The sequence below is a fragment of the Montanilutibacter psychrotolerans genome (genome assembly GCF_003719825.1).
GTDB lineage: Bacteria > Pseudomonadota > Gammaproteobacteria > Xanthomonadales > Xanthomonadaceae > Montanilutibacter > Montanilutibacter psychrotolerans.
Genome location: NZ_RIBS01000002.1, coordinates 239,075 through 258,793, shown reverse-complemented (window position 1 = coordinate 258,793; position 19,719 = coordinate 239,075). Strand labels below are relative to the sequence as shown.

Annotated in this window: 21 protein-coding genes; 5 read left to right on the top strand and 16 right to left on the bottom strand. The window is 62.9% G+C overall.

The window, feature by feature from the left end; all coding sequences use genetic code 11:
- The first annotated feature begins 58 nt into the window (after nt 1-58).
- From EER27_RS04735 to EER27_RS04725, 3 genes are read left to right on the top strand one after another with little or no spacing between them, the layout of a single operon-like run.
- A complete protein-coding gene (locus tag EER27_RS04735) occupies nt 59-1,351 on the top strand; it encodes a hypothetical protein (RefSeq protein WP_123086880.1) in 1,293 nt (430 codons plus the stop codon).
- The gene (locus tag EER27_RS04730) at nt 1,351-2,199 is read left to right on the top strand and encodes a hypothetical protein (protein WP_223807177.1); all 849 of its coding nucleotides are present in this window, start codon (nt 1,351-1,353) and stop codon (nt 2,197-2,199) included. Before EER27_RS04735 ends, EER27_RS04730 begins: the two co-directional genes overlap by 1 nt.
- Nucleotides 2,192-5,038 (top strand): AAA family ATPase, encoded by a 2,847-nt coding sequence (locus EER27_RS04725; protein WP_123086879.1) that lies wholly within the window; start codon nt 2,192-2,194, stop codon nt 5,036-5,038. The genes EER27_RS04730 and EER27_RS04725 overlap by 8 nt, the downstream gene beginning before the upstream one ends.
- Before the next feature lie 112 nt (nt 5,039-5,150).
- Here the strand turns inward: EER27_RS04725 and EER27_RS04720 are convergent, their stop codons facing one another.
- From EER27_RS04720 to EER27_RS04660, 13 genes are all read right to left on the bottom strand, one after another.
- On the bottom strand, nt 5,151-7,013 hold the full coding sequence (locus EER27_RS04720) for a DUF885 domain-containing protein (RefSeq protein ID WP_190285646.1): 1,863 nt from the start codon (nt 7,011-7,013) through the stop codon (nt 5,151-5,153).
- A 386-nt stretch (nt 7,014-7,399) separates the two neighbouring features.
- Nucleotides 7,400-7,816, bottom strand: a complete 417-nt coding sequence (locus EER27_RS04715; RefSeq protein WP_123086877.1) for a DUF4440 domain-containing protein — start codon at nt 7,814-7,816, stop codon at nt 7,400-7,402.
- Nucleotides 7,817-8,009: 193 nt separating this feature from the next.
- On the bottom strand, nt 8,010-8,402 hold the full coding sequence (locus EER27_RS04710; RefSeq protein WP_123086876.1) for a hypothetical protein: 393 nt from the start codon (nt 8,400-8,402) through the stop codon (nt 8,010-8,012).
- Nucleotides 8,403-8,496: 94 nt separating this feature from the next.
- Nucleotides 8,497-8,895, bottom strand: a complete 399-nt coding sequence (locus EER27_RS04705; RefSeq protein ID WP_123086875.1) for a hypothetical protein — start codon at nt 8,893-8,895, stop codon at nt 8,497-8,499.
- 55 nt (nt 8,896-8,950) lie between these two features.
- Nucleotides 8,951-9,472, bottom strand: coding sequence for a hypothetical protein (locus EER27_RS04700; protein ID WP_148040937.1), 522 nt, complete (start codon nt 9,470-9,472; stop codon nt 8,951-8,953).
- Between the two features lie 27 nt (nt 9,473-9,499).
- Nucleotides 9,500-9,904, bottom strand: a complete 405-nt coding sequence (locus tag EER27_RS04695; RefSeq protein ID WP_123087258.1) for an MmcQ/YjbR family DNA-binding protein — start codon at nt 9,902-9,904, stop codon at nt 9,500-9,502.
- Between the two features lie 79 nt (nt 9,905-9,983).
- Nucleotides 9,984-10,355, bottom strand: a complete 372-nt coding sequence (locus EER27_RS04690; RefSeq protein WP_223807176.1) for a DUF6463 family protein — start codon at nt 10,353-10,355, stop codon at nt 9,984-9,986.
- A 466-nt stretch (nt 10,356-10,821) separates the two neighbouring features.
- A complete protein-coding gene (locus EER27_RS04685) occupies nt 10,822-11,259 on the bottom strand; it encodes an SRPBCC family protein (protein ID WP_123086873.1) in 438 nt (145 codons plus the stop codon).
- A gap of 165 nt (nt 11,260-11,424) precedes the next feature.
- Nucleotides 11,425-11,754, bottom strand: a complete 330-nt coding sequence (locus EER27_RS04680; RefSeq protein ID WP_123086872.1) for a hypothetical protein — start codon at nt 11,752-11,754, stop codon at nt 11,425-11,427.
- A 46-nt stretch (nt 11,755-11,800) separates the two neighbouring features.
- Nucleotides 11,801-12,292, bottom strand: coding sequence for a GlcG/HbpS family heme-binding protein (locus EER27_RS04675; protein ID WP_223807175.1), 492 nt, complete (start codon nt 12,290-12,292; stop codon nt 11,801-11,803).
- A 67-nt stretch (nt 12,293-12,359) separates the two neighbouring features.
- Nucleotides 12,360-12,632, bottom strand: a complete 273-nt coding sequence (locus EER27_RS16860; RefSeq protein ID WP_148040936.1) for a hypothetical protein — start codon at nt 12,630-12,632, stop codon at nt 12,360-12,362.
- 1,125 nt (nt 12,633-13,757) lie between these two features.
- Nucleotides 13,758-14,657: a hypothetical protein gene (locus EER27_RS04665; RefSeq protein WP_148040935.1), complete on the bottom strand. Its 900-nt coding sequence runs from the start codon at nt 14,655-14,657 to the stop codon at nt 13,758-13,760.
- Nucleotides 14,658-15,050: 393 nt separating this feature from the next.
- Entirely contained in the window at nt 15,051-16,514 is a 1,464-nt protein-coding gene (locus tag EER27_RS04660; protein WP_223807174.1) for an HD domain-containing phosphohydrolase, read from the bottom strand.
- Between the two features lie 150 nt (nt 16,515-16,664).
- Between EER27_RS04660 and EER27_RS04655 the strand changes: the two genes are divergently transcribed.
- A complete protein-coding gene (locus EER27_RS04655) occupies nt 16,665-17,477 on the top strand; it encodes an alpha/beta hydrolase (RefSeq protein ID WP_223807173.1) in 813 nt (270 codons plus the stop codon).
- A gap of 22 nt (nt 17,478-17,499) precedes the next feature.
- A complete protein-coding gene (locus EER27_RS17255; protein WP_123086868.1) occupies nt 17,500-17,724 on the top strand; it encodes a hypothetical protein in 225 nt (74 codons plus the stop codon).
- Here the strand turns inward: EER27_RS17255 and EER27_RS17555 are convergent.
- From EER27_RS17555 to EER27_RS04635, 3 genes are all read right to left on the bottom strand, one after another.
- Nucleotides 17,721-17,990, bottom strand: a complete 270-nt coding sequence (locus EER27_RS17555) for a diguanylate cyclase domain-containing protein (RefSeq protein ID WP_123086867.1) — start codon at nt 17,988-17,990, stop codon at nt 17,721-17,723. The genes EER27_RS17255 and EER27_RS17555 overlap by 4 nt on opposite strands.
- A 142-nt stretch (nt 17,991-18,132) precedes the next feature.
- Complete coding sequence (locus EER27_RS04640) at nt 18,133-18,453, bottom strand: hypothetical protein (protein WP_148040933.1); 321 nt, start codon at nt 18,451-18,453, stop codon at nt 18,133-18,135.
- Nucleotides 18,454-18,576: 123 nt separating this feature from the next.
- Entirely contained in the window at nt 18,577-18,840 is a 264-nt protein-coding gene (locus EER27_RS04635) for a hypothetical protein (protein ID WP_148040932.1), read from the bottom strand.
- Between the last annotated feature and the right edge of the window lie 879 nt (nt 18,841-19,719).

Below are 19,719 nucleotides of genomic sequence, written 5' to 3'. Positions count from 1 at the left end.
GGCCCCTCCCCCGCCCCCATCCCCTATCATCCCCACCTGCCCCACCGTTCCTGGCTTGATGACTTCCGATTCCCCTGAGCCGCTGCACGAATTCCTTGCCCCGGGCATCGAAGCCGACGACATCTCCGCACTGTTCCCGCTGTTGCGCGGGCGCGACATGCTGCGTGCGTTCACCGCGCTGTTCCACGGTGGCGAGGGCGGCGTGCTGGCGCGCCTGTTGGTGCTGCGCACCCTGGGAGCGCGAGCCGAGGCGCCGGAATGGTCGCTGCAGGAGATCCGCGAGCAGTTGGCCTACCTGGATGCCACCAAGCTCGACACGGTGGTCGCGCGCCTGAAGGAGCACGACCTGCTGGTCTGGGACGCGGCGACAACGCGCTACCGGATCAGCCCGTTGGGCCGCAAGGCGCTCACTGCCGTGGCCGGGTTGCTGCAGTTCGACGACGACGACCACGACGGACTGGGCTACATCACCGCGCAGCTCGCCGCCGGCCAGGCAATGGGCCGAGTGGGCGCGGAGGAACTGGGCCACCTGCTGTCGCGCATGAACGAGCTCAAGGACGATTTCGACCGCGCGGTGCTGTCGGGGTCCGAGCACCGCATCCGTGCCGCGGCCGCGTCGCTGGATTCGGTGTGGCACTGGATCGAGAAAGGCACGAGGGTGATCCAGTCGATCTCCGAGGACCCGGGACTGGAATCGACCACGCACCGCATGGCGCAGGCGGTCGGGCGCGCACAGAGCGCACTCCTGCGCCAGACCGGCGTATTCCAGCGCGCGCTCAACCAGATCGACCAGCACCGCGTCCACCTGGGCGACACCGGGCTGTCGTCGAGCGACCTGGTGGAATGGCTGCGCGGCCGCGATGCGGCGGATCTGGTGTCGCAGGTGGACCACGCGCACTGCCTGCCGCTGCCGCCGCGCTGGGTGTTGGATGGCATCGCGCTGGACGTGGCGGAATTCGAGCTGGTCGATCGCGAGCGCGCGATGGCCGAGGCCACCGTGTTGCCGCCGGCCGAAAGCGCGCCGGAAACGGCGGTGGTCGAAACCCAGGAAGAAGACCTGTCGCCGCTGCTGCACTGGCGCGACCGCCTGGGTTCGCTGGCGGGCGTTGCCGACCTGCCTGCGCTGTCGGAACTGGTGCCCGGCCAGAGCTATGCCGACAGCGCGTGGCGCCTGTCGTTGCTGACGCTGCTGGGCGACCGCGAATCGGCCGCGCTGGAAGGCCCGGTGGCCGAGATCGCACGGCTGCCACTGCAATTGTCGATCGAACCCACGCTGGTCGAGCTACCCCATCACCCGCAGGTCCGCGCCATCAGCGCCGGCGCCCTGCTACCTGCTGCAAAGGACACCTGATGTCGATCGAAGACGAGATCGCCTCGCTGGTCGCGCGCCTGCTCGCGCACCGCTGGCTGCCACGCGAGGACGAACTGGCGCGGCGCGCACTGCTGGACGACCACTTCCGCGAAGAGCTCGACCGCCGCCTGGCCGCCGTCGGGCTGGTGTTGCGCGAGCATCCGTACAGCGCGTACATCGGCGTGGGGCTGGCACGCTCGAGCGAGCGCGCCGTGTTTTCCACCGACGGCGGCTGGCTGTCCAACACCCTCCAGTTGGACCGCGACGCGATCGCGCTGCTGGTGGTGGTGTGGGCGCTGATCATCCTGCCCAAGCGCCAGCGTCAGTTGGAGCGACAGAAGGCCGAAGACGCCGCGCAGTCGCAGATGTTTGCCGATCGCAAGCCCATCCCGGTCGATCCCGACATTGCCCCGCTGCTGGCCGAACGCACGCTGCTGGCCGACTTCGGCGACAAGCTCGGCGGCAAAATGCGCATCAACGTCAACCTGGGCCAACTGGCGCGGCACGGCTTCATCCAGCGCCTGCGCGGCGGCGAAATCGCCGAGGGGCCGCTGCTGGACCTGGTGTTCGACTATGAGCGCACCGCACGGCGGATCCTCGATGGCGCGCTGTCGGACCTGTTGTTTCCGGAGGATCGGGAGGACGCAACTGCGGACTCGGAGGCATCGGTGGATGCCGATGTGGCGCAGGACGCCGATGGCGCGGAACTGCCGCCCGGCTCGTCGCACGACGAAGAACACGATGAAACGCCCGTCGGCAGCGCAGACCACGGGCTGAACGACGCGGTCGTCGACAGCGACCACGACACGCCTTCCACCGCGCACGCCGAGGACGCGAACCATGTTTGATTTCCGTTCGCTCGAACTCGTCCACTGGGACTACTGGCAGCGCTTCACCCTGCCCATGGATGCCAACATCATCACGGTGGTTGGCCCCAACGGTTCGGGCAAGACCACGCTGCTGGACGCACTGCGCACGCTGCTGACCATCGATTGCGCCGGCAACCGCGACTACAAGAACTACCTGCGCCACAACGGCCGCCCGTACGCGTGGCTGCGCGCGGTGGTGGGCAATCCGCAGGGCCCGACCGGCTCGCGTCCGTTCTTCCCGTTGATGGACCCGCTGGTGACGCTGGCCGTGCGCATCCAGAAGAAGGGCGGCGAATGGAACCGGCAGTACGCGGTGGTGGCCGGCGACGCGTCGATCGAGCAACTCGAACAGCGCAACGACTGGCTGGGCCTGCGCGATTACCGCGTGCGCCTGGAAGGCGCCGGCCTGTCGCAGGCGATCCGTCGCGTGTTGTCGCTGGAACAAGGCGCCACCGACAAGCTGTGCCAGCTGCCGCCCAAGGCGCTGCTGGACCTGGTGTTCGATGTGTTCGGCGACAAGGCCGTGCTCGACGACTACCAGCGCGCGCGCAGCGATCAGCACGAGGCCGAACGCGAGCTGGGCTTGCTGGGTCAGCAGCTGGCGCAACTGGGCCTCAGCCTGGAGCAGGCCGAGGCGCGCGCGCGCAGCTACCAGGAATGGCAGGCGCTGAAAGATGAGCGAGTGCAACTGGAAAGCCAGACATTGCCGCGCATCGAGTTGGCCGAGCAACGCAGCGCGTTGCTAGGTGGCCAGGCTGCGCTCGTTGGCCTGCGCCGCCGGCACGCCGACGCCGTCGAGCAGCTCGACCAGCAGCACCAGGCGATCGCCCGCCTCGACGACGATGCCGCCGAGGCCGTCGCCAGCGCGCAGCGTGCCGAACAGGCGCATCGCGCCGCCACCGAGGCCTTCACCGCCGCGCGTGTCCGCTTCGAACGCAACGAGGTGATCGTGCAGCAGCACGCCCACCTGTTGCAGCAGGTGGCCGCCGATGCGGACGCCGACCTGGGCGCGCTGGCGCGGCAACTGGAAACCGATCGCGAACGTTTCGCGGTGGTCGGTCAGCGCGAGTACCAGGTCAAGCATGAGCTGGCACAACTGGAGAACGAACGCAGCGCATGGCAGAGCGGCCGTCGCCACACGCCGGAGTTCGAGACCACGTTCCGGCGTGCGCTGGAACAGGCCGGCATCGGCCATCGCATGCTCAGCGAGACCGTCGAAGTCACCGACCCGCAATGGCAGGGCGCGGTGGAAGCGGTGCTGGCCGGTTCACGCCATGTGGTGCTGCTGGACGACCCGTCCGATCAACGCCGCGCATACCAGTTGGGCGAGCAGCACCGCTATCGTCACTTCGTGGTGGCCGACCGCGAGAAGCACGTGCGGCCCAGCCGTGGCTCGCTGCTGGAAGTGATCGCGTTCGACGCGCCGCCGCCGGACTGGCTGGTGCGACAGCTCGACCGGATCCGTCGCGTCGACGACGTGGACGAAGGCAGCAAGCTGCCACGCGACCAGGATTGGATCACGCCGCAGGGCTATTTCCGCGAGCGTCGTGGCGGCCGCCACATGGGCGTCGAGGATTTCTACTTCGGCAAGGCGGCGCGCGAGCTGCAGCTGCGCCGCGGCGAGCAGCGCCGGCAGACGCTGGACGACGAGCGCCGCGCACTGCGTGACGAACGCGGCGCGCTGCAGCAGCGCATCGCCGATGCCGAATCCCGCCTCAAGGGCATCGACTCGGCCGACCAGTTGGCGGCGCGGGCGGAGGAGTTCGCGCTGGCCGCGGCGCAGCGTCGCGAGCTCGAGAACGAAGGCGTGCAGGCGCTGGCCGCGCACCAGAGCAGCGACACCGCGTTGAAGGTGGCGCGCGAGGTGATGGGCGGCTACGACAAGCAGCGCGTACGCATCGAGGCCGCCATCGAACAGGCGCGGCGCCAGGTGCTCGATCACGAACGCCTGCTGCAGCAGCAACGCGGCGAACGGGCGCAACGCATCGCCGATTACCGCCGGCGCCGCGCCGGCATGCCGTCGCAGTGGCGGCACCCGCAGGCACTGGCCGAGCTGCGCGAGCGGTTCGAATCACCGCAGGCGGTGCGTCGCGAGATCGACCGCCTGGAGCGTCGCCTCGCCGACGGCCATTGGCAGACCGACGACACCTGTCTGCCCCTGCGCGACAAACTCGCGTCCGACCACGACACGCTCAAGCACGATCTCGACGCGCGCCATCGTCACCTGGAGCGCGGCAAGCAGATCATCGAGGATGCGCGCGGCGCCTACCTCAACGTGCTGCGTGCGACCGTCCGCCAGTACTCGCGGAACCTGCGCTTCCTGGCCGAGCTGGCCGGTATCGGCGTGGAAGTGGACCAGCCCGAGATCGCCAACGACGACCTCGCGCTGGCCCAGCTGGGCCTGTCGGTGCGCTTCGAGTTCGACAAGAAGGGCTGGATCGGGCTGGACGATGGCGAGGCATCGGGTGGCCAGCAGGTTATGAAGTCGCTGCTGTTGCTGGTGGCGCTGATGCGCGACGAGCATCGTCCGGGCGGGTTCGTTTTCATCGACGAACCGTTCGCCCACCTGGACATCTTCAACATCGACAAGGTCGGCGCGTTCCTCAAGCAGACGCGCGCGCAGTACGTGCTGACCACGCCCAACACGCACAACGTCAACGTGTTCCAACCGTCGGAACTCACGCTGTGCACCAGCAAGCGCCGACCGGGCTCGCCGTGGGCGCAGCCGGTGGCGGTGCTGCGACGTGCGTTGGGGGATATCGATGCGCCACCAGTCGTCGCCAAGGGCGGCGCAAAGCCGGTGGTGACGGAAGCCTGAGATCGTGCGGCGTGCGGCGTGCGGCGTGCGGCGATCGGTATCGCCGCATGCCCAATGCTTCATGCCCATCGAGGTGATGGCGCCGCGATCGGCATCGCGGCGCGCGGACAAACTACATCGCGGTATCGCGGTCAGCGGCCACCGTGTCGACCCAGTCGTTCACCACGCCTTCCAGCACCGCCAGCGGCAACGCGCCATTGCCCAGCACCACGTCGTGGAAGGCGCGCAGGTCGAATCGATCGCCCAGTCGCTGCTTCGCGCGTTCGCGCAGTTCCACCATTTTCAGGTGGCCCACCTTGTAGGAACACGCCTGGCCCGGCTGCACGAGGTAGCGATAGACCTCGGTGCGCACGCTGGCCTGCGTCATGCCGGTCTTGCGGTGCATGTAGTCGATTGCCTGCTCCGGCGTCCAGCGCTTGCGGTGCAGGCCGGTGTCGACCACCAGACGCACCGAACGGAACATCTCGGCCTGCAGTCGGCCCAGGTTGCCCCAGGGGTCGTTCTCGTACAGGCCCATCTCGGCAGTCAGCTGCTCGGCGTACAGCGCCCACCCTTCGGTGAAGGCGCTGGGGTTGAGGCTGCGCCGCAGCAGCGGCAGGTCCGTCAGCGTCTGTCCCAGCGAGATCTGGAAGTGGTGTCCGGGCGAGCCTTCGTGGTGGACCAGCGTGGGCAGGCTCCAGCGCGTGTTGGCGTTGATATCGCCCAGGTTGATGAAGAACAGGCCGGGCCGCGAACCGTCGAGGGTCGGCGCCACGTAGTACGCACCGGGCGAGGTGGCCTGGGCGTCGTCGGGAACACGGCGAACCTCCAGCCGTTGCGGCGGAACACGACCGAAGTACGCGGGAATGTGCGGCTCGAGCCGTGCCAGTGTGCGCTCGACATCGCCGACGAGTTCCGCGCGCCCCGCCTCGGAGTCTTCGTAGACGAAGCGCGGGTCCTTGGCGAGCGCGAGCATGCGTTCGCCCACGGTCCCGTCGCGCAGGCCCTGCTTCGCCAGCAACCCGTCCATCTCGCGTTCGATGCGCGCCACCTCGTCCAGGCCAATCTGATGGATGGCGTCGGCGTCGAGGTTGGTGCTGGTGTTCCAGCGCAGTGCAGCGTCGTAGAACGCGCCGCCATCGGGCAGCGCCCACACGCCACGGCTGCCGGGTTGGGTGGCGATCACCTCATCCAGCCGCGCAAGCAGCCGCGCGTAGGCCGGATTCGTGGCCTCGTCCACCGCCTGGGTTGCCTGCGCCAACAATTCGGCGCGGCGCTCGGGAGCGATCGACGGCAGCTTGTCCAACCGGTGCTGCAGCGAACCCACGAACATGCTCGACCCCGACGCGGGTTGCAGCAGGCTGCGGATCTGCGAGGCCGCGCCTTCCAGTGCGATCTGCGGCGGGATGACACCGTGCTCGGCCTGCATGTCGAAATTGGCACGCACCTGGTCCAACTTGGTGGCCATGGCGCGCAGACGCGCGACGTAGTTGCGGGCGCTGGTGTCGTCCACCACCGCGTGCTGGTTGACCATGAACTGCGGCAGCGTCACCGGAACACTGAAGAGCTGGTCGACGGCGTAGGTCGACGCGCCCACCGGCATCCAGGCCGGCGCCCAGTCGACGCGCATTAGGTCGATCTGAGTGGTGTAGAACCAGCTCGCCAGATCGTATGACCAGCGGTCCTGCCCGGTGATCGTGCTGCGGTCCAGGGCAGTGAGCGCATCCAGGTTGGCCTGCAGCTCGGCGCGGTGCTCGGCGCGACGCGGCAGCGAGATGTCGGTCAGCCGGTCGGACAGATCGCCCACCTCGTCGTTGGACAGGCCAAGCAGGGTGCGCAGTTCGGGATCACGATTGACGCCGCGAAAGGTCTGCGCGTCGACCAGCGCGCGGATGCTCGGCGGAGCCGACTCCGCCTCGCCAGCGCGCGACGGTTGGGCAAGCCCCATTGCAATGGCGATGGCGATGGCGAAGGTGTTCAACGTTGCACGACGCATGGGCACTCCGGCGCGTTCAAAGCCCGGCATTGGATCACACCGCGGCCAACGCAATGCGTGACCGTGTCGCCGCGTCGCCGCGTCGCACAGGACACGGCGTTGCGTGGGACTGTCGCTCCCGGCTCGGGGGAACGGCCGGTAGAGGTTGTCGGACTACGTGACCGAAAACTCCAATCCAGTCGCGGTTTAGCCAATGAACAACCTGGTGCCGTCCTTGAACTCGATGCCAAGTTCCGTGGCTCGAAAACGGATGAAGCGACTGACCTCCTTGCCCTGGAGCAACTCAAGTAGGCGGTCTGCATCCCGCTGGAATTTGTCGGTCTCTTGCATTGGGGCCTGACGCCTGAGTTGAGCCGACCGCGGACCGGCTTCGGCCTGATGAAGTGTTAGGCCTCGTCGTCAATCCAGGCAAGCGAGGAAATGCGCCACCCGATGCCAAGCTCTACCAGCTGAAAGCACTTGGTTCCCGCCCCGGAATAGCTGCTGCCGTTGAGCTCTCCGAGCTTGCTGTAGCGCGACGTGCGCGTTGCAATGCCACCAAAGATGGACGTGTTGGAGTCGGTCTCGTACTCATGGAAATTGCGCAGCGCGCCACGAGTCAGTAGTTCAATGCGCGGCAGCGCAAACTCGACGGGAGTGTAGATGGCCGTCTCAGCCTTCGAATGGCGGACTACTACCGCCTTGTCCGTGAAGCAGTCAGTAACCCTGCGGATCTCCGGTAGGGCATCTCCGCGATTGTCGAAGGCCGAAAAGAAGGTGCCAATGAGCGCATCAATCTTGTCTTGGTCGCGTTGATCTCTCATACGATGCCTAACGCCCGAATGAAGCCAACCCGCGAAACGGGTTCGCCTTGAATGAATTGTGAGGCCCTAGCCAGCAATAGGCTTGAGCCGCCCCAACATTGAGCTGCATGTGTGGTGTGGAACATAGCGTCTGAACTAGGCCGAGCCGCGAAGTGGCTTCGGCTTGATTAAATCATTCTAAGGGGCACTCCGTTTACCCACCGCCCTCCATTTTTGGCGATGCGGGCAAGCCCATGAAGAGAATGCGATTGCCCTCACAATGTTTCTTGTAACGCTCGTAAGACAGATCACTTACCGGACGGACGCACTGGTTGAGAGTGGCACCTCCAATCAAGGCAAAGATAAAGCCCTTACGATCGCCCCCGTGTTGTTGGATGAAGGTGCTCAGGTCTGGATCCTGCTCCAGCTTCTTCATCTCGGCCTCGGTTTGAACAAGGCACTGATCCGCGGACGTCGACCTGTTCAGTCTTTGCCCAATGCCGATGAACTCGAATGATTTCGCGCAGAGCGCTTCGAACTGTTCATCACCAGCGTAAGCAGGGGCAACCAAGCTTGCCAAGAGCACCACAGCGGCGACTGTTCTCACAACGACCCCTCTAACGACTGAATTGAGCCGAGCCGCGAAGGGGTTTCGGCATGGAGGACTGATAGGTACCGCGCCCGAGGGACAGAGGGCATGATCACCTCAGGCTAGAGCAATCAATGCCGGGAGAAAGCTTGGATACCGCGTCCTTCTGAACGGCAAGCCTGGCCGCCTCATCCTGGCTGAGATTAGGCGCGGATTTGGGCGCTTCCAAGGCGGCAATTTCCCTTTGAAACGCAGCAATTGCCTCCTCGTCGGACTTGACCGGATAGGCGCCACAGCCAATCTCGCCAAGAGTCGGGGGAAGCTGGGCAAGGCCCACTGCGAACTTCTCCTTTGCCGAATTGAACTGGGATATCCGTGACTCGAGGTCGCTCAGTCTCTCGCCCGGGGTTGGGCTCTGTGCCTGCGCCGTGGTGATGCCGGCAGCAATGGCGATCGTCAAAAGCAGAATCGTTTTCATGGGTTTCTCTAACAACGCCAATGTGTTCTCCATGGCAACCGACACCTGAGCTCTGCGGGCAGCGAAGCGGCTTCCGCTTCACGTTAGGCTAGCGCGTAGTGGCGGGAACCGAGAACTTGTAACTGTACTCGCGGATCTCCTGAAGACTGGGAGCATGCTCCGAGTTCCTCAAGTCCAATGCGCCATCTGAGAAGCCGGACAGTGCCTCGGTGCACGCGGCAGCGTCAGGTTTGCGTCCGGGGAGCGTAGTACGGACGGCCTGCTCCGCGTCCGCATCGTAGGATTGCAGGGTGCGGAGTACGTAACCCTGACCTTGAGAATTGGTGACCGAAACGTACTTGGTCCAAAAGAACGCCGGCGTCACCAAATACTGATTCCGCTCGCGCCAGGACGCCAATGCCGCAATTGCGTTGGCTCTGATTGGATCAGGGTGCTTCTGGCATTTTTCAGAGATCTTGGTATGAATCAGCCCTTGCGTGAATGCGTACTGGGCCGCGCTGTTGCGGGCATCAGTCACCGGAAGCCGTTCGATTGGCTGGCTGGCCTCTTGGGCGAGGCAAGGAGCAAGGAGTCCCATGCCAATGGCAAAAGCGATGAAACGAGTAGCCAAGGCATTTCTCCCGAGTTAACGCCTGAACTAGACCGAGCGGCGGAGCGCCTTCGGCTTGAATGATTGGCTGGACCCATCACCAGCCGCAGCCGATCGCTGCCGCCTAGGGAGTCGAGAGCGCGCATTGGCATAGGACCACGCGATCAGCTCCTCAAGATAACCGGACGGAACCGTGCCGACATCCACCATTGTGACCCAGCGGAACCTGGCCAGGTAGCGGGCCGGCTTGATACCCGGCACGCCAGTCAACTCCAGGAAGCGCTCGGGGGTGGTGCAAATGCTGAAGCGCCACCTCTCCGGCTCGCTGGTCTTGAAGTAGGCAAATTTTCTGCCTCCAACATAATAGACAAGCACATTGCTTGGCGGCCCATACAACTTCGATGAGGCGCCGGGGTAACGACTGCAACACGCCTTGACGCTTGCCACATCCATTTCCCGGCCCCTCGGCGGCCAAACCATGAACAAAGCCCAGCCGCAAAGCGGTTTCGGCTTCTTGGTTGAACGGTTGAATCTACGCAGCAGCCAATGCTGGCTGGCGCTTCCTGGCAAGAATGGCAATGGTTGGGGGAATGGCGAGCCAGAACCCCGACGCCGGCATCAGCACAACCCCCACAATCACCAGGCCAAGGAGGCCCCACCCGAGGGACTTGGGCAAATGGCCGCCCGTCGCCCGCTCGAGCGCCGACGTGGCCATACCGCACACGAACAGCACGATGCCGAACAGGACGAACCAGACGACCACTCCAGTCAGCGGGTCTGCGCCGACGGTGTTGAATACGCCGCGGCTCACGATGGAAGCGAGCACGTCCTTGAACACAGCGATCGCAAATAGCGTGTGGATGATGGAAACACCCATGATCCAGCGACCAATCCAAATCTTCATCGTGAACTCTCCGTAGGGAAACCTGGCCTCCGAAATTGAGCCATGTCGCGAAGCGACGACGGCCAGCATGAAGTATCAGCCCGTCCTAGCCCTGTGGCGTCAGGCAGGGTCCCCAATGAGCATTGACTCTCTCGTGGAACTCCTGTGGAGTCTCGAGGGCAGCCACTTGCCAATCACTATGCGAGAGGCTGGAATCAAGCTGGTTCAGTATGCAGCCACACAATGCACTGGCTCTCGCCGGAGTGGCTCCTCGTTTGACCACCGAATTGCTGCATCCATTCAAGTAGCCGTCCTTGAACTTGGCGATGTCGGTATTGGTCATGTCTTGCGGTCGTCGTTGCGCGCAACCGACGATCGTCAAAGCGAGCGCCAGCAGAAATAGCATTCTCATCATTTATCCCGGATTGATGAATGGCCAAACGCAAGAATCAGGTCGGACGGCTACGGTGTCGGCCTGAACGCACCGTTAGGCGACACCGCTGAGAGACGCATGGCGCTTCTCCGCATAAATCTTGAGCGACTGCATGGTTCGAGGAAGCCCCTCACGGACCTGCTTGGCAACGCTTGAGCCGAACAGGAAAGCAAGGAGGCCGGTGAACCACACCCGATGAGTTACTTCAGAGCCGGTCACGGTTGGAATGACCGTGTGCTCGAAATGCATTCGGAACAGGGGAATGTATCCCTCTACAGTGAATGATCGACCCTCGGTCCGCTCCGAGACTACCATTGGCACCCCCATCCCCTTGCTGGGTACTATCCGGCCCCTGGTTCCAACTGAGAACGGGCCGTTGAGTTGGGCGAACTTCGTGTCTGGATCCCAAAGGTGCCATTGATCGACCTCGCTCCAAATTTTGTCGATGACGACAGGCGGAACTGCAATTTGAACGCACTCTTCGATGTGCATATCGGCCAATGAAATGGGTGGGGATGCGCTGCGATCGAGCGCCAGGATTAGGCCGAGTCGCTCATGACGCTTGCTTGAGCCCGCACGACCGCTGATCCGTAGCCGCTCTGCCAGTTCCAGGCTGACGCCGGTCGGACGCGCGCCCCACCTTTCAGTTATGAGTTGCTAGGCGGCATTGCGATGGACGAACACCGCGACGCCGAAGATCAGGGCCAGAGCCATCATCACCATCCAGCCGTTCCTCTGGTGAAATTGAATTGGATTTCGACCCAACAAGCTTTCCGCACTCGCAGTGTTCAATATCCAGCCGTGCGAGCAGGAGGGACAGGCGAGTTGAAACTGCTTGCTGATGACCCAGCCAAACAGATGGTAAAAATTGCCGTACTCGTACTTCAGACGCAAATTGAAGACGCGGTCTTGCTCGCAGTTGTGACAGAACTGATGCTCTTCAACATCAAAGCCAACAGTGCGCTCGCCCCAGCCCCACAAGATCATTTTTTGGATTTCCCCGAAAAGTTCCCGCGCACACGACCACCAAAGGCTACTTCGCCAGCCAATCGGCGCCCGCCTTGGCGATCTGGCCATCCTCGGCGGCCTGCGCGCCGGAAACACCAATACCTCCAACTACCCTGTCATCCACCATCAATCGCAAGCCGCCCTCGAGCGGCATGCTGGCTGGCAGCGTCAAGACGACATGGTTTCCATTCTCCAGCAACTCCTGATGGAATTTCGTGTCACGCCGATAGTTTGCGGCATGCTGCGCCTTCGCGATGGCAATATCGACGCTGGCGTTGGTTGTGTCGTCCATGCGCTGGAAGTAAAGCAACCGTCCGGAATCATCCACGATTGCGATGGAGACGCGCCAGCTGTGCGCCCGGGCTTCGGCTTCCGCGGCAGACGCGATCTCCTTTGCCGCTGCCAGGGTGAGGACCGGCTTCATCATCACCCTACTGTCGATAGAACTCATCCCAAGGCTCGTCATAGGCAAGATCATCCCAATCAAAAGTGTGGCTGCGAATTTCAGTTGCTTCATGAGAGCTAACGCCTGATTGGCCGATCCGCGAGGCTGCGGCAGCCTGACTGATTGGTTAGGCCATTGCCTACTGTCGATTCGTCGGGGCGGCAAGCTGGTTTGCTCGGCGACCCAGAATACCCGCATGGACAAACTGCGAGATCACAACGCAGACCACGGCGAGAACAAAGATGAACGTCCAGATTCCTGGGGGACGAAACCCTAGTGGAACGGAGAGGATCAACAGTGCGCCAGAAGTTGCGCCGACAATCAGCGCGGTTTTGGCCTTTGACTTCGATCGTTGCCTAAGACTTTCGGCCTGAAGTTTCGCGTCATGGCCGCTGATTGCATTGCTGGACATCGTCGCTCCTTGAAAGTTGGGTGGTGCTTCCATGTGCCCGTGAAGGCGGCTTCGGCTTCAATGAATCATCAGGGTATCCAGAACTTGAGCGGTCGGTCTGACATCCACGAATGGAATCCTTGGACGATGCCTCAGCAGCGGTGATGCCATTAGAACTAGGACCGCCATCACGTCTCCTGTGGCGCCTAGCACTTTGCCGAGCCGCGAAGCGGCTTCGGCTTGAATGAATTGCTAGGCCCCAGCCAGCGCTGTGACCGACTCGACCGTGATGCTGCCATTGAACCCATCAGCAATGCACGCGGCAATGGCATCCGAAAACTCGTCCGCAAGGGCAGAGCCATCCGAATCGTAGTCATTGTCCGCTTGTAGCAGCAGCCTAGAGCCATCCCAGGTGCTCTGGACGTTCTGGTGCCAGGGTCGGTGAGTGAACTCCTCCGCGATGTCAGAGGCGGCGACGGCGCCGACATGCTCGGGGACTCCATTACAGGCAAGCATTACTCGATACATGAGGCCTAACGCCTGAATTAAGCCGAGCCGCGAAGCGGCTTCGGCTTGAATGAATTGTTAGGCAGCAGCCCGTGACTATGGCAAATGCTCACGAGCCAGCTCCCTTGCGGATAGTAGCGCCGACAACACCCGGTCGCGATTGTGCACGTTGTTGATGCCGGCGGGCAATCTGCTCAGCCATGGCTGAAACTCCCAATTCTCTCCGCCAGTGGCAGAAACACGCGTTGAGCCGGACGGCGAGCGGAAGTAGGCGATTGCGGCCTCAAGCTGAGCTTGGGATAGGAACTCAAGCCTAAACTTGCCAGATGAAACAACAAGCACATGCCGCGCGGGACTAGGGGACGGAACCTGCGGCATGTGATCGCGGTGAACCGTGGGATAAAATGCTTCAATTGCGAGAGTGCTCATCTGCTGCCTAACGCCTGAAATTAAGCCGACCCGCGAAGCGGGTTCGGCTTTAATGAATTGTTAGGTCCCTGAGCGGCAATGGGCCGGTTTGTTAGGCCTCACCCGCAGCCCCCTCAGTTTCCACGAGCAGCAATACGCCGAGATTGGCCAAGGCTTGCGAAACCGACGGACTGATAGCAAGGCCACCGTCTGAGGGATAGCAGATGATCTTCAAAAAGGCTGAAGGGTCGATGGCGACAAGGGCCGCTTTGCGTGAAGAAAGCCATTCAAGAGTCTCATCCAATAGATCCTCAATCTCTCCAGCACCCGCCACGCGACGCAACCAAACCGTTTGCTGGCGGATGAGCCCATTCTCCCGTTTGGTGCCAAAATCGTGGTGTTTGAGATCGCTCTCGCCCAAGGCTGGAAGTAGCTGCTCAAGCGTCGCCACCAGTGGTGATGGCGGAGGCCGAACTGGCCCCGGAGCAGGGACAACAGGTCCGGGACGGTGATGGTCTCCCTGCGAAGGCGTACCTCTTTCGCGACGTTGATGAGCTCCTTCCAGAGAGACTGCGCTTCGTCCTCACGGCCAGACGCGAGCAAGCGACGGCACTGCGCGACAGCCTGGGTCTCGTTCTCGGAGTGCGCGAGCTGCAAGTCAGTAGGCAGCACGTGCAGGCGCCGAATGAGCTCGATGGTCTCCTCGTCGGACGCGCCGCCGGGCTTCTGGACGCTGTCGAAGACGCGCGACTGCCTCTTATTGCTGCGGATGCGACTCAACGTGAGCGCCGCATCCGTACCGCTGCACGCGTTCTTCACCTCGCGCCACGTCGGAACGAACGCCTTGTCCGTCCCTATCGTCACCAAAGCGAGCCCGTCAGCAACTCGGCTGAAGGGTCCCTGCAGGTCACGCCACTGATCCCAGGCGCGCATCACAAAGTCAGCGGGAAGGCCGGCTGCGTTTACCTGTAAGTTGCCCTTAGCCGAAACCGCCAGCCGCCGTGGGACGCCGGCCGCCTGCGCCGTCAGCAGCAGGTCGTCGATACGCCAGCCCAGGGTCGAGACCTGGGCTTGGACCTGTGTGACTACACCTCCAATTCCCGGCGCCAGCTCACCCGATAGGGCCTTCACCAACTGCCAGGCGCCTATCAGAATTCGAACCCGGCGCCGCTCGTCGACCGCAGCGTCGCGGGCGCGCGTTTCGCGCTGCCGCCACGAGGTGTTTTCGGCTTCGATGTGTTCTTAGACGTGGCCATTAGCTTCCGAATGCTTGTAGCTCTGGATTATTGCCATATCTGTCGGAGAGAAGCCTGGCGCGCAGGCTCCTCGCAGCCTTTGGTGGGCTTGAAGCGCCGATTGCTAGTTCAGCACCACTGAGTTGCACCGCCAAACTTTGCCGAGGAGGTGCCGAAGCCGCCGCGCCTCCAGTCAAAACCTGGGGTGTGCACCCGGAACAGACCTCCGGAACGTCTCCAGAGGGTCGCCAACGGCCACCCGACCGATGCTGCTTTCAGGACATGGGTCCTAGAGAAAGCCTAGCTGCGTCGCCTTCAACGTGGCAGCTGCACGTGTAGTGCATTCAAGCTTGCGAAACACGCTCTCAACGTGCGTGCGCACGGTGCTTGGGCTGATCGACAGCTTTTGCGCTGCGGTCTTGTTGCTCGCGCCAAGGCTGATCCAGCGCAGCACGTCCCGCTCGCGTTCCGAGAGAAGCCCCGTCAACGGCGCGGCGAGCGGCTTGGCCATGATACGCCGCGGCTTGTTCAACAGGACGCGGACAACCTCGGCGTCGAAGCGTCCTGCAGTGGCTTCGGCCATCAACAGCTCGCCCGCGGCGGCGTCCGTCAATGCATCGCGCCAGGGGCGCGCCGCACGCAACGCAACCAGAGCCGCGGCGGCGGCCAGGATGCGTCCTTCGACAGGAATGTTTCCCGCCTTGGCCTCGCGGTAGTAGCCGGACCCGTCGGGCCTTTCGTACGCGTACGACGCGACTTCCGCCTCGCCCGCAAGCGAACCGATTTGCCGCGCAGCACGTCCTGTCCAGTAGGGAACCAGCCGCACACGCTCCCACGCCGACTCCGCGAGTTTGCCGGGGGTTTCCCAGATCATGTTGGGTACCGCGGCCCGGCCCATGCCATGGATGAGCGCGGCGCGATAGACCATCTGCTGACTGGGTGCCCCCAGACCGAGCTCCACCGCCGCATTGCTGGCCAGCTGCGCCACCCGGCGCGAGTAGCCGGTCATCCACGGCAGCTTCAGGTCGATGACGTGAGCCAGGATCTCCAGGGATGTGGCGCGATCGGCGAATGCAACATCGAGCGAACACGGCCCGGACAATGTCGGATCGTCGTCGAGCGCCGCCAGCCATCGCGAGGCATTGGCGACCACCAGGCTGGCGAGCGCCTGCGGATACAGAACGCCCGCACGATGCTCGATGAGCTTGCACGCCTGCTCGAGGCCGTAGAGGCGATTGAAGATGTCCAGGTCGCCGGCGAGCGACGCGATGTAGACCGTGACGGGAACCTGTTCGCCCCGCAGACCATCGGGCGCTCCGCTGCCGTCGTGGCTTTCAAACAGATGGCGCAAGGCGAATTGCGTCGCGTCGTTCAAACCCAATTGCGCCGCGATGTCGCCCGAAACCTCGCAATGGATGCGCGACAGCGAGAGGAATGCCGATCCCTTGCGACGAGTGCCGGCACGAAACCCGCTGCTGGAAGACTGCGTGGCGAGCAGCGCCTTCCGTCCGTTCACGTCATCGCCGAACAGATGCGCAAACTCGGGCGCGTTGGCTGTGCAGCCTGACCAGCGCAACAGGGAGACGGCAGTAGCTTCCTGGCAGGTCATGTCGTCGGCGCCAACGGACTTGGCCAGTTGTCCGGCCAACCAGGCAGCCCGCGGCGAGTGATCGGTGGGCTGCCCCATGGCTAGGTCGCCCACGAACGCGAGCGAGCGAATCACGTCCAGCAGGGGAACGGCGGAGGCGTCCACGTCGGATCAAGTACCTTGGAAGGGGGCCGGAAGTCTAGCGCCCCCTCCCGCTCCCGACCTCGGTCATTCAACCGATGGTGCGCACAGGGCGCCGAGCGCAACCTGTGCCTCGAGGGTGAACGTGATCCCCGCTCTCCCCAAGTGATGTGTGTGCCCTCCTCGCTTCGCCGCCCAACCTTTGGAGAAGACTCCGTGAACATGAAAATTCTTGGCCTCGCTGCCGCTACCGCCATGACCTTTGCCTCCACCTCGAACGCCGCGCCTGCGGAAACCCCGGAAGCCGTAAAGAACGTCGTGCTGGTGCACGGCGGCTTCGTCGACGGCTCCGGCTGGGCCAAGGTCTACAACATCCTGAAGAAGGACGGCTACAACGTCACCATCGTGCAGAACCCGACCACGTCGCTTGCCGATGACGTCGCGTTCACCAAGCGCGCCATCGCGCAGCAGAACGGTCCCGTCGTCCTCGTCGGCCATTCTTACGGTGGCGTCGTGATCTCTGAAGCCGGCACCGACCCCAAGGTCCGGAGCCTGGTCTACATCGCTGCGTTCGCTCCCGACAAGGGCGAGTCGGTGCAATCACTGATCGCCAACCCGCCGCCGGGTGCACCGCAGCCACCGATCCTCCCGCCGCAGGATGGCTTCCTGTTCCTCGATCGCGCGAAGTTCGCAGCCTCGTTCGCGGGCGATGTCTCCGCTGAGGAAGCCGCTTTCATGGCGGACTCGCAGGTGCCGTGGGGTGTCCAGGCGCTAGGCGGCGCCGTTACCGAGCCGGCTTGGAAGGCGAAGCCGAGTTGGTACCTGGTGGCCACCGAAGACCGCATGATCCCGCCGCCGGCGCAGCAGATGATGGCCAATCGCGCTGGTGCGACGGTAGTCGAGGTGCCCGGCAGCCATGCGATCTATGTCTCGAAGCCGGAGGCGGTCGCCAAGCTCATCGAGCAGGCCGCGCACGGCAAGATGTAATGCAGGCAAGGAGCGGAGCGCCATGCGCGCTCCGACTCCCAAGTTCCTTTCGCTCATCTGCCTAGTTCGGATCATCGATAGCACGCGGCTGCGACTCGACGTCATCAAGGCTTTGCTGCCATCTCGGCGAGTTGAAAACGTGAACCTCGAGATCGCGCACACGATCGGACAGCCATGGCTGGTCGTGCTCTGGGGGTTGCTCGTTCATCAGCTCACGGAAGACCGTGTACCACGCATCGCCCCCTAGGCCGCATCATTCCGACGTCGCCGACGTTCTTCGTAGAGTCGTTCGTCGGCTCGCGCCATGGTCTGTTCCAGAGTCTCGTTGTTCTTTCGCGTGGCCCATCCGAGCGATAAGCCGCACGGAGAATCTCGCGGCGCGACCTCGGCAATACGCTCTGCTAAAGACGCAGTTGGCCGGGTCGCATCGTTGCAGAGCAACACCATGAACTCATCTCCGCCCCAAGTTATGGCCGCCAACCGCTCCGCCCTATCGGCACTGGCCGTAGGCACAGGCGGCCCAGAACGGGCAACCGCCGTGCCGCGACTAGCGAGCCTGTCAAAGCACAAGGCATCGTCATCGGAGTGTAGATCTAGACGCCTCGTCCAATGTCACGTCGCTTCGACCTGGAGAACTGACGTGCGCCGAGCGGCACTAGTCGAGGTGGCGCTGATAGAGCAATTCACCACAACGCTTGCCTACTGCCGCAAAGATGATGGCCACCACGCCAAGGACTGCGAGGTGCAGGGACACCGCTAACCCTAGCCAGGAAAAGACTTCACTGGAATTTATCGCCTCGATGTACATCGGCCAGACGCGCCCCAACAAGTAGGCCATGAGCGATGACTCGAACACGCTGAGGCAACCTAGGATTGTGAGTTGCCAAGATTTCATCTCCTTGAATGCCCGCGCCTTGAAGGGTCGATTCGTCGCCGTACGCGGCTCTTGGCCTGGCCCGCTTGAAAGGTCGCTCACAGCATCTCCTCTTTTTTGTGGATTTCCCTGTCCATCTTCGCCATCGCCGGATCACAGCCGAAGCCGTTACCGATTCGGTGCTCGCACAAGCCGGACACTCGAAGGTCGACGAAGCACGGCAAGTCAGGCTTCGTTCGTTCTGATCCGTGTTAGCGGCCGAGCTATTTCGGCTTCCAGAACCTTCAGATCGACGAGGCTTCCGGCGCTTGTCTGGCTACGGAGTTTGCGGAACCTCTGCAGGAAACGGCCCAGGTCCGGGTCGTAGATGCCGCCGTTCATGTGGATCACGCCCAGCCCGTCGATGTGCTCGTGGCCGGTGAAACCGCGCGTCGTCAGGCGCCGTCTGCTTTGCTTCAGGCTCTGGGGCGACGGTGGAGGCAGTGCCATGCAGAGCACTGACTCGCATGTCACGCGGGCGGCTTAATTGTCTCCGTCCCCATTGATTCGATTCTCTGCGTGTAGGACGCCGTGAGATCACCGATGCAGTTTGATGATAGGCAGGCTTCCGCTCCATCGGAGCGGGTTCCGAAGTCATCGCCAGAGAATCCCCAGACCCGCGTCTCAACGCCAAAGAAAATGAACCTGGAACCATTTCCACTCCCTTGAGGCCACACCAGGAACCTACAGAGTCAGCAGGATCTTGGGAGGCAGTGTAGGCAGTGTAGGCAGTGGAGGCAGTGCTATGCAGAACGCTGACTAGCATGTCACCGGCAGCTTATTTCCCCCGCCCCCATTCTTGGCGGCTCTACGGAGCCTCGCCACAGGTTGACTCAACAATTCTGGCATCTGCTAACTCCAAGACCGCCCCAGTTCTCCGTCGCGGCTTGTCCAGCATTCCGTCAATGATGACTTCTCGCCCCAAACAGACAGTAGGTTCCAACTTAAACCGAACATCTATTGCGTAACTCCATGCACCGTCAGTAGCGGCCTCGCGGTCGCTATAGAGGCGATAGAACCCACCTTCCTTCGCAAGAACTCCAGATGCCGTTTGTAAGGCAGGAAGTCTTAAATCAAGCTTCATCACGTCCTCCACCCCAAGAATGTGGCCCGAAGGACGGCGCGCACAGACAAATTCTCTTTGCGCATAACCGTACGGCCTCCCGAAGGAATAATAGACAGTAGCGTTCCCAAGATTGATTTCCGGACGAGTACTCAGATCCCCTTTTACTAGGACGTAATTTCCTATATAGGCGCCCAGCGGAAGGGACCCGTCTATTGCGTTGGCGTCCTTATCATTCACCAATGGAATCGAGCCTTGGGCATCTC

What these genes read in the sequence shown, in the direction of transcription:
- EER27_RS04720 (WP_190285646.1), bottom strand. Translation starts at nt 7,013, where the DNA reads ATGCGTCGTGCAACGTTGAACACCTTCGCCATCGCCATCGCCATTGCA.
- EER27_RS16860 (WP_148040936.1), bottom strand. Translation starts at nt 12,632, where the DNA reads ATGTCCAGCAATGCAATCAGCGGCCATGACGCGAAACTTCAGGCCGAA.
- EER27_RS04695 (WP_123087258.1), bottom strand. Translation starts at nt 9,904, where the DNA reads ATGGATGTGGCAAGCGTCAAGGCGTGTTGCAGTCGTTACCCCGGCGCC.
- EER27_RS04680 (WP_123086872.1), bottom strand. Translation starts at nt 11,754, where the DNA reads ATGATCTTGTGGGGCTGGGGCGAGCGCACTGTTGGCTTTGATGTTGAA.
- EER27_RS04735 (WP_123086880.1), top strand. Translation starts at nt 59, where the DNA reads ATGACTTCCGATTCCCCTGAGCCGCTGCACGAATTCCTTGCCCCGGGC.
- EER27_RS04730 (WP_223807177.1), top strand. Translation starts at nt 1,351, where the DNA reads ATGTCGATCGAAGACGAGATCGCCTCGCTGGTCGCGCGCCTGCTCGCG.
- EER27_RS17255 (WP_123086868.1), top strand. Translation starts at nt 17,500, where the DNA reads ATGCGCGCTCCGACTCCCAAGTTCCTTTCGCTCATCTGCCTAGTTCGG.
- EER27_RS04675 (WP_223807175.1), bottom strand. Translation starts at nt 12,292, where the DNA reads ATGAAGCAACTGAAATTCGCAGCCACACTTTTGATTGGGATGATCTTG.
- EER27_RS04725 (WP_123086879.1), top strand. Translation starts at nt 2,192, where the DNA reads ATGTTTGATTTCCGTTCGCTCGAACTCGTCCACTGGGACTACTGGCAG.
- EER27_RS04635 (WP_148040932.1), bottom strand. Translation starts at nt 18,840, where the DNA reads ATGGCACTGCCTCCACCGTCGCCCCAGAGCCTGAAGCAAAGCAGACGG.
- EER27_RS04690 (WP_223807176.1), bottom strand. Translation starts at nt 10,355, where the DNA reads ATGAAGATTTGGATTGGTCGCTGGATCATGGGTGTTTCCATCATCCAC.
- EER27_RS04685 (WP_123086873.1), bottom strand. Translation starts at nt 11,259, where the DNA reads ATGCACATCGAAGAGTGCGTTCAAATTGCAGTTCCGCCTGTCGTCATC.
- EER27_RS04705 (WP_123086875.1), bottom strand. Translation starts at nt 8,895, where the DNA reads ATGGAGAACACATTGGCGTTGTTAGAGAAACCCATGAAAACGATTCTG.
- EER27_RS04715 (WP_123086877.1), bottom strand. Translation starts at nt 7,816, where the DNA reads ATGAGAGATCAACGCGACCAAGACAAGATTGATGCGCTCATTGGCACC.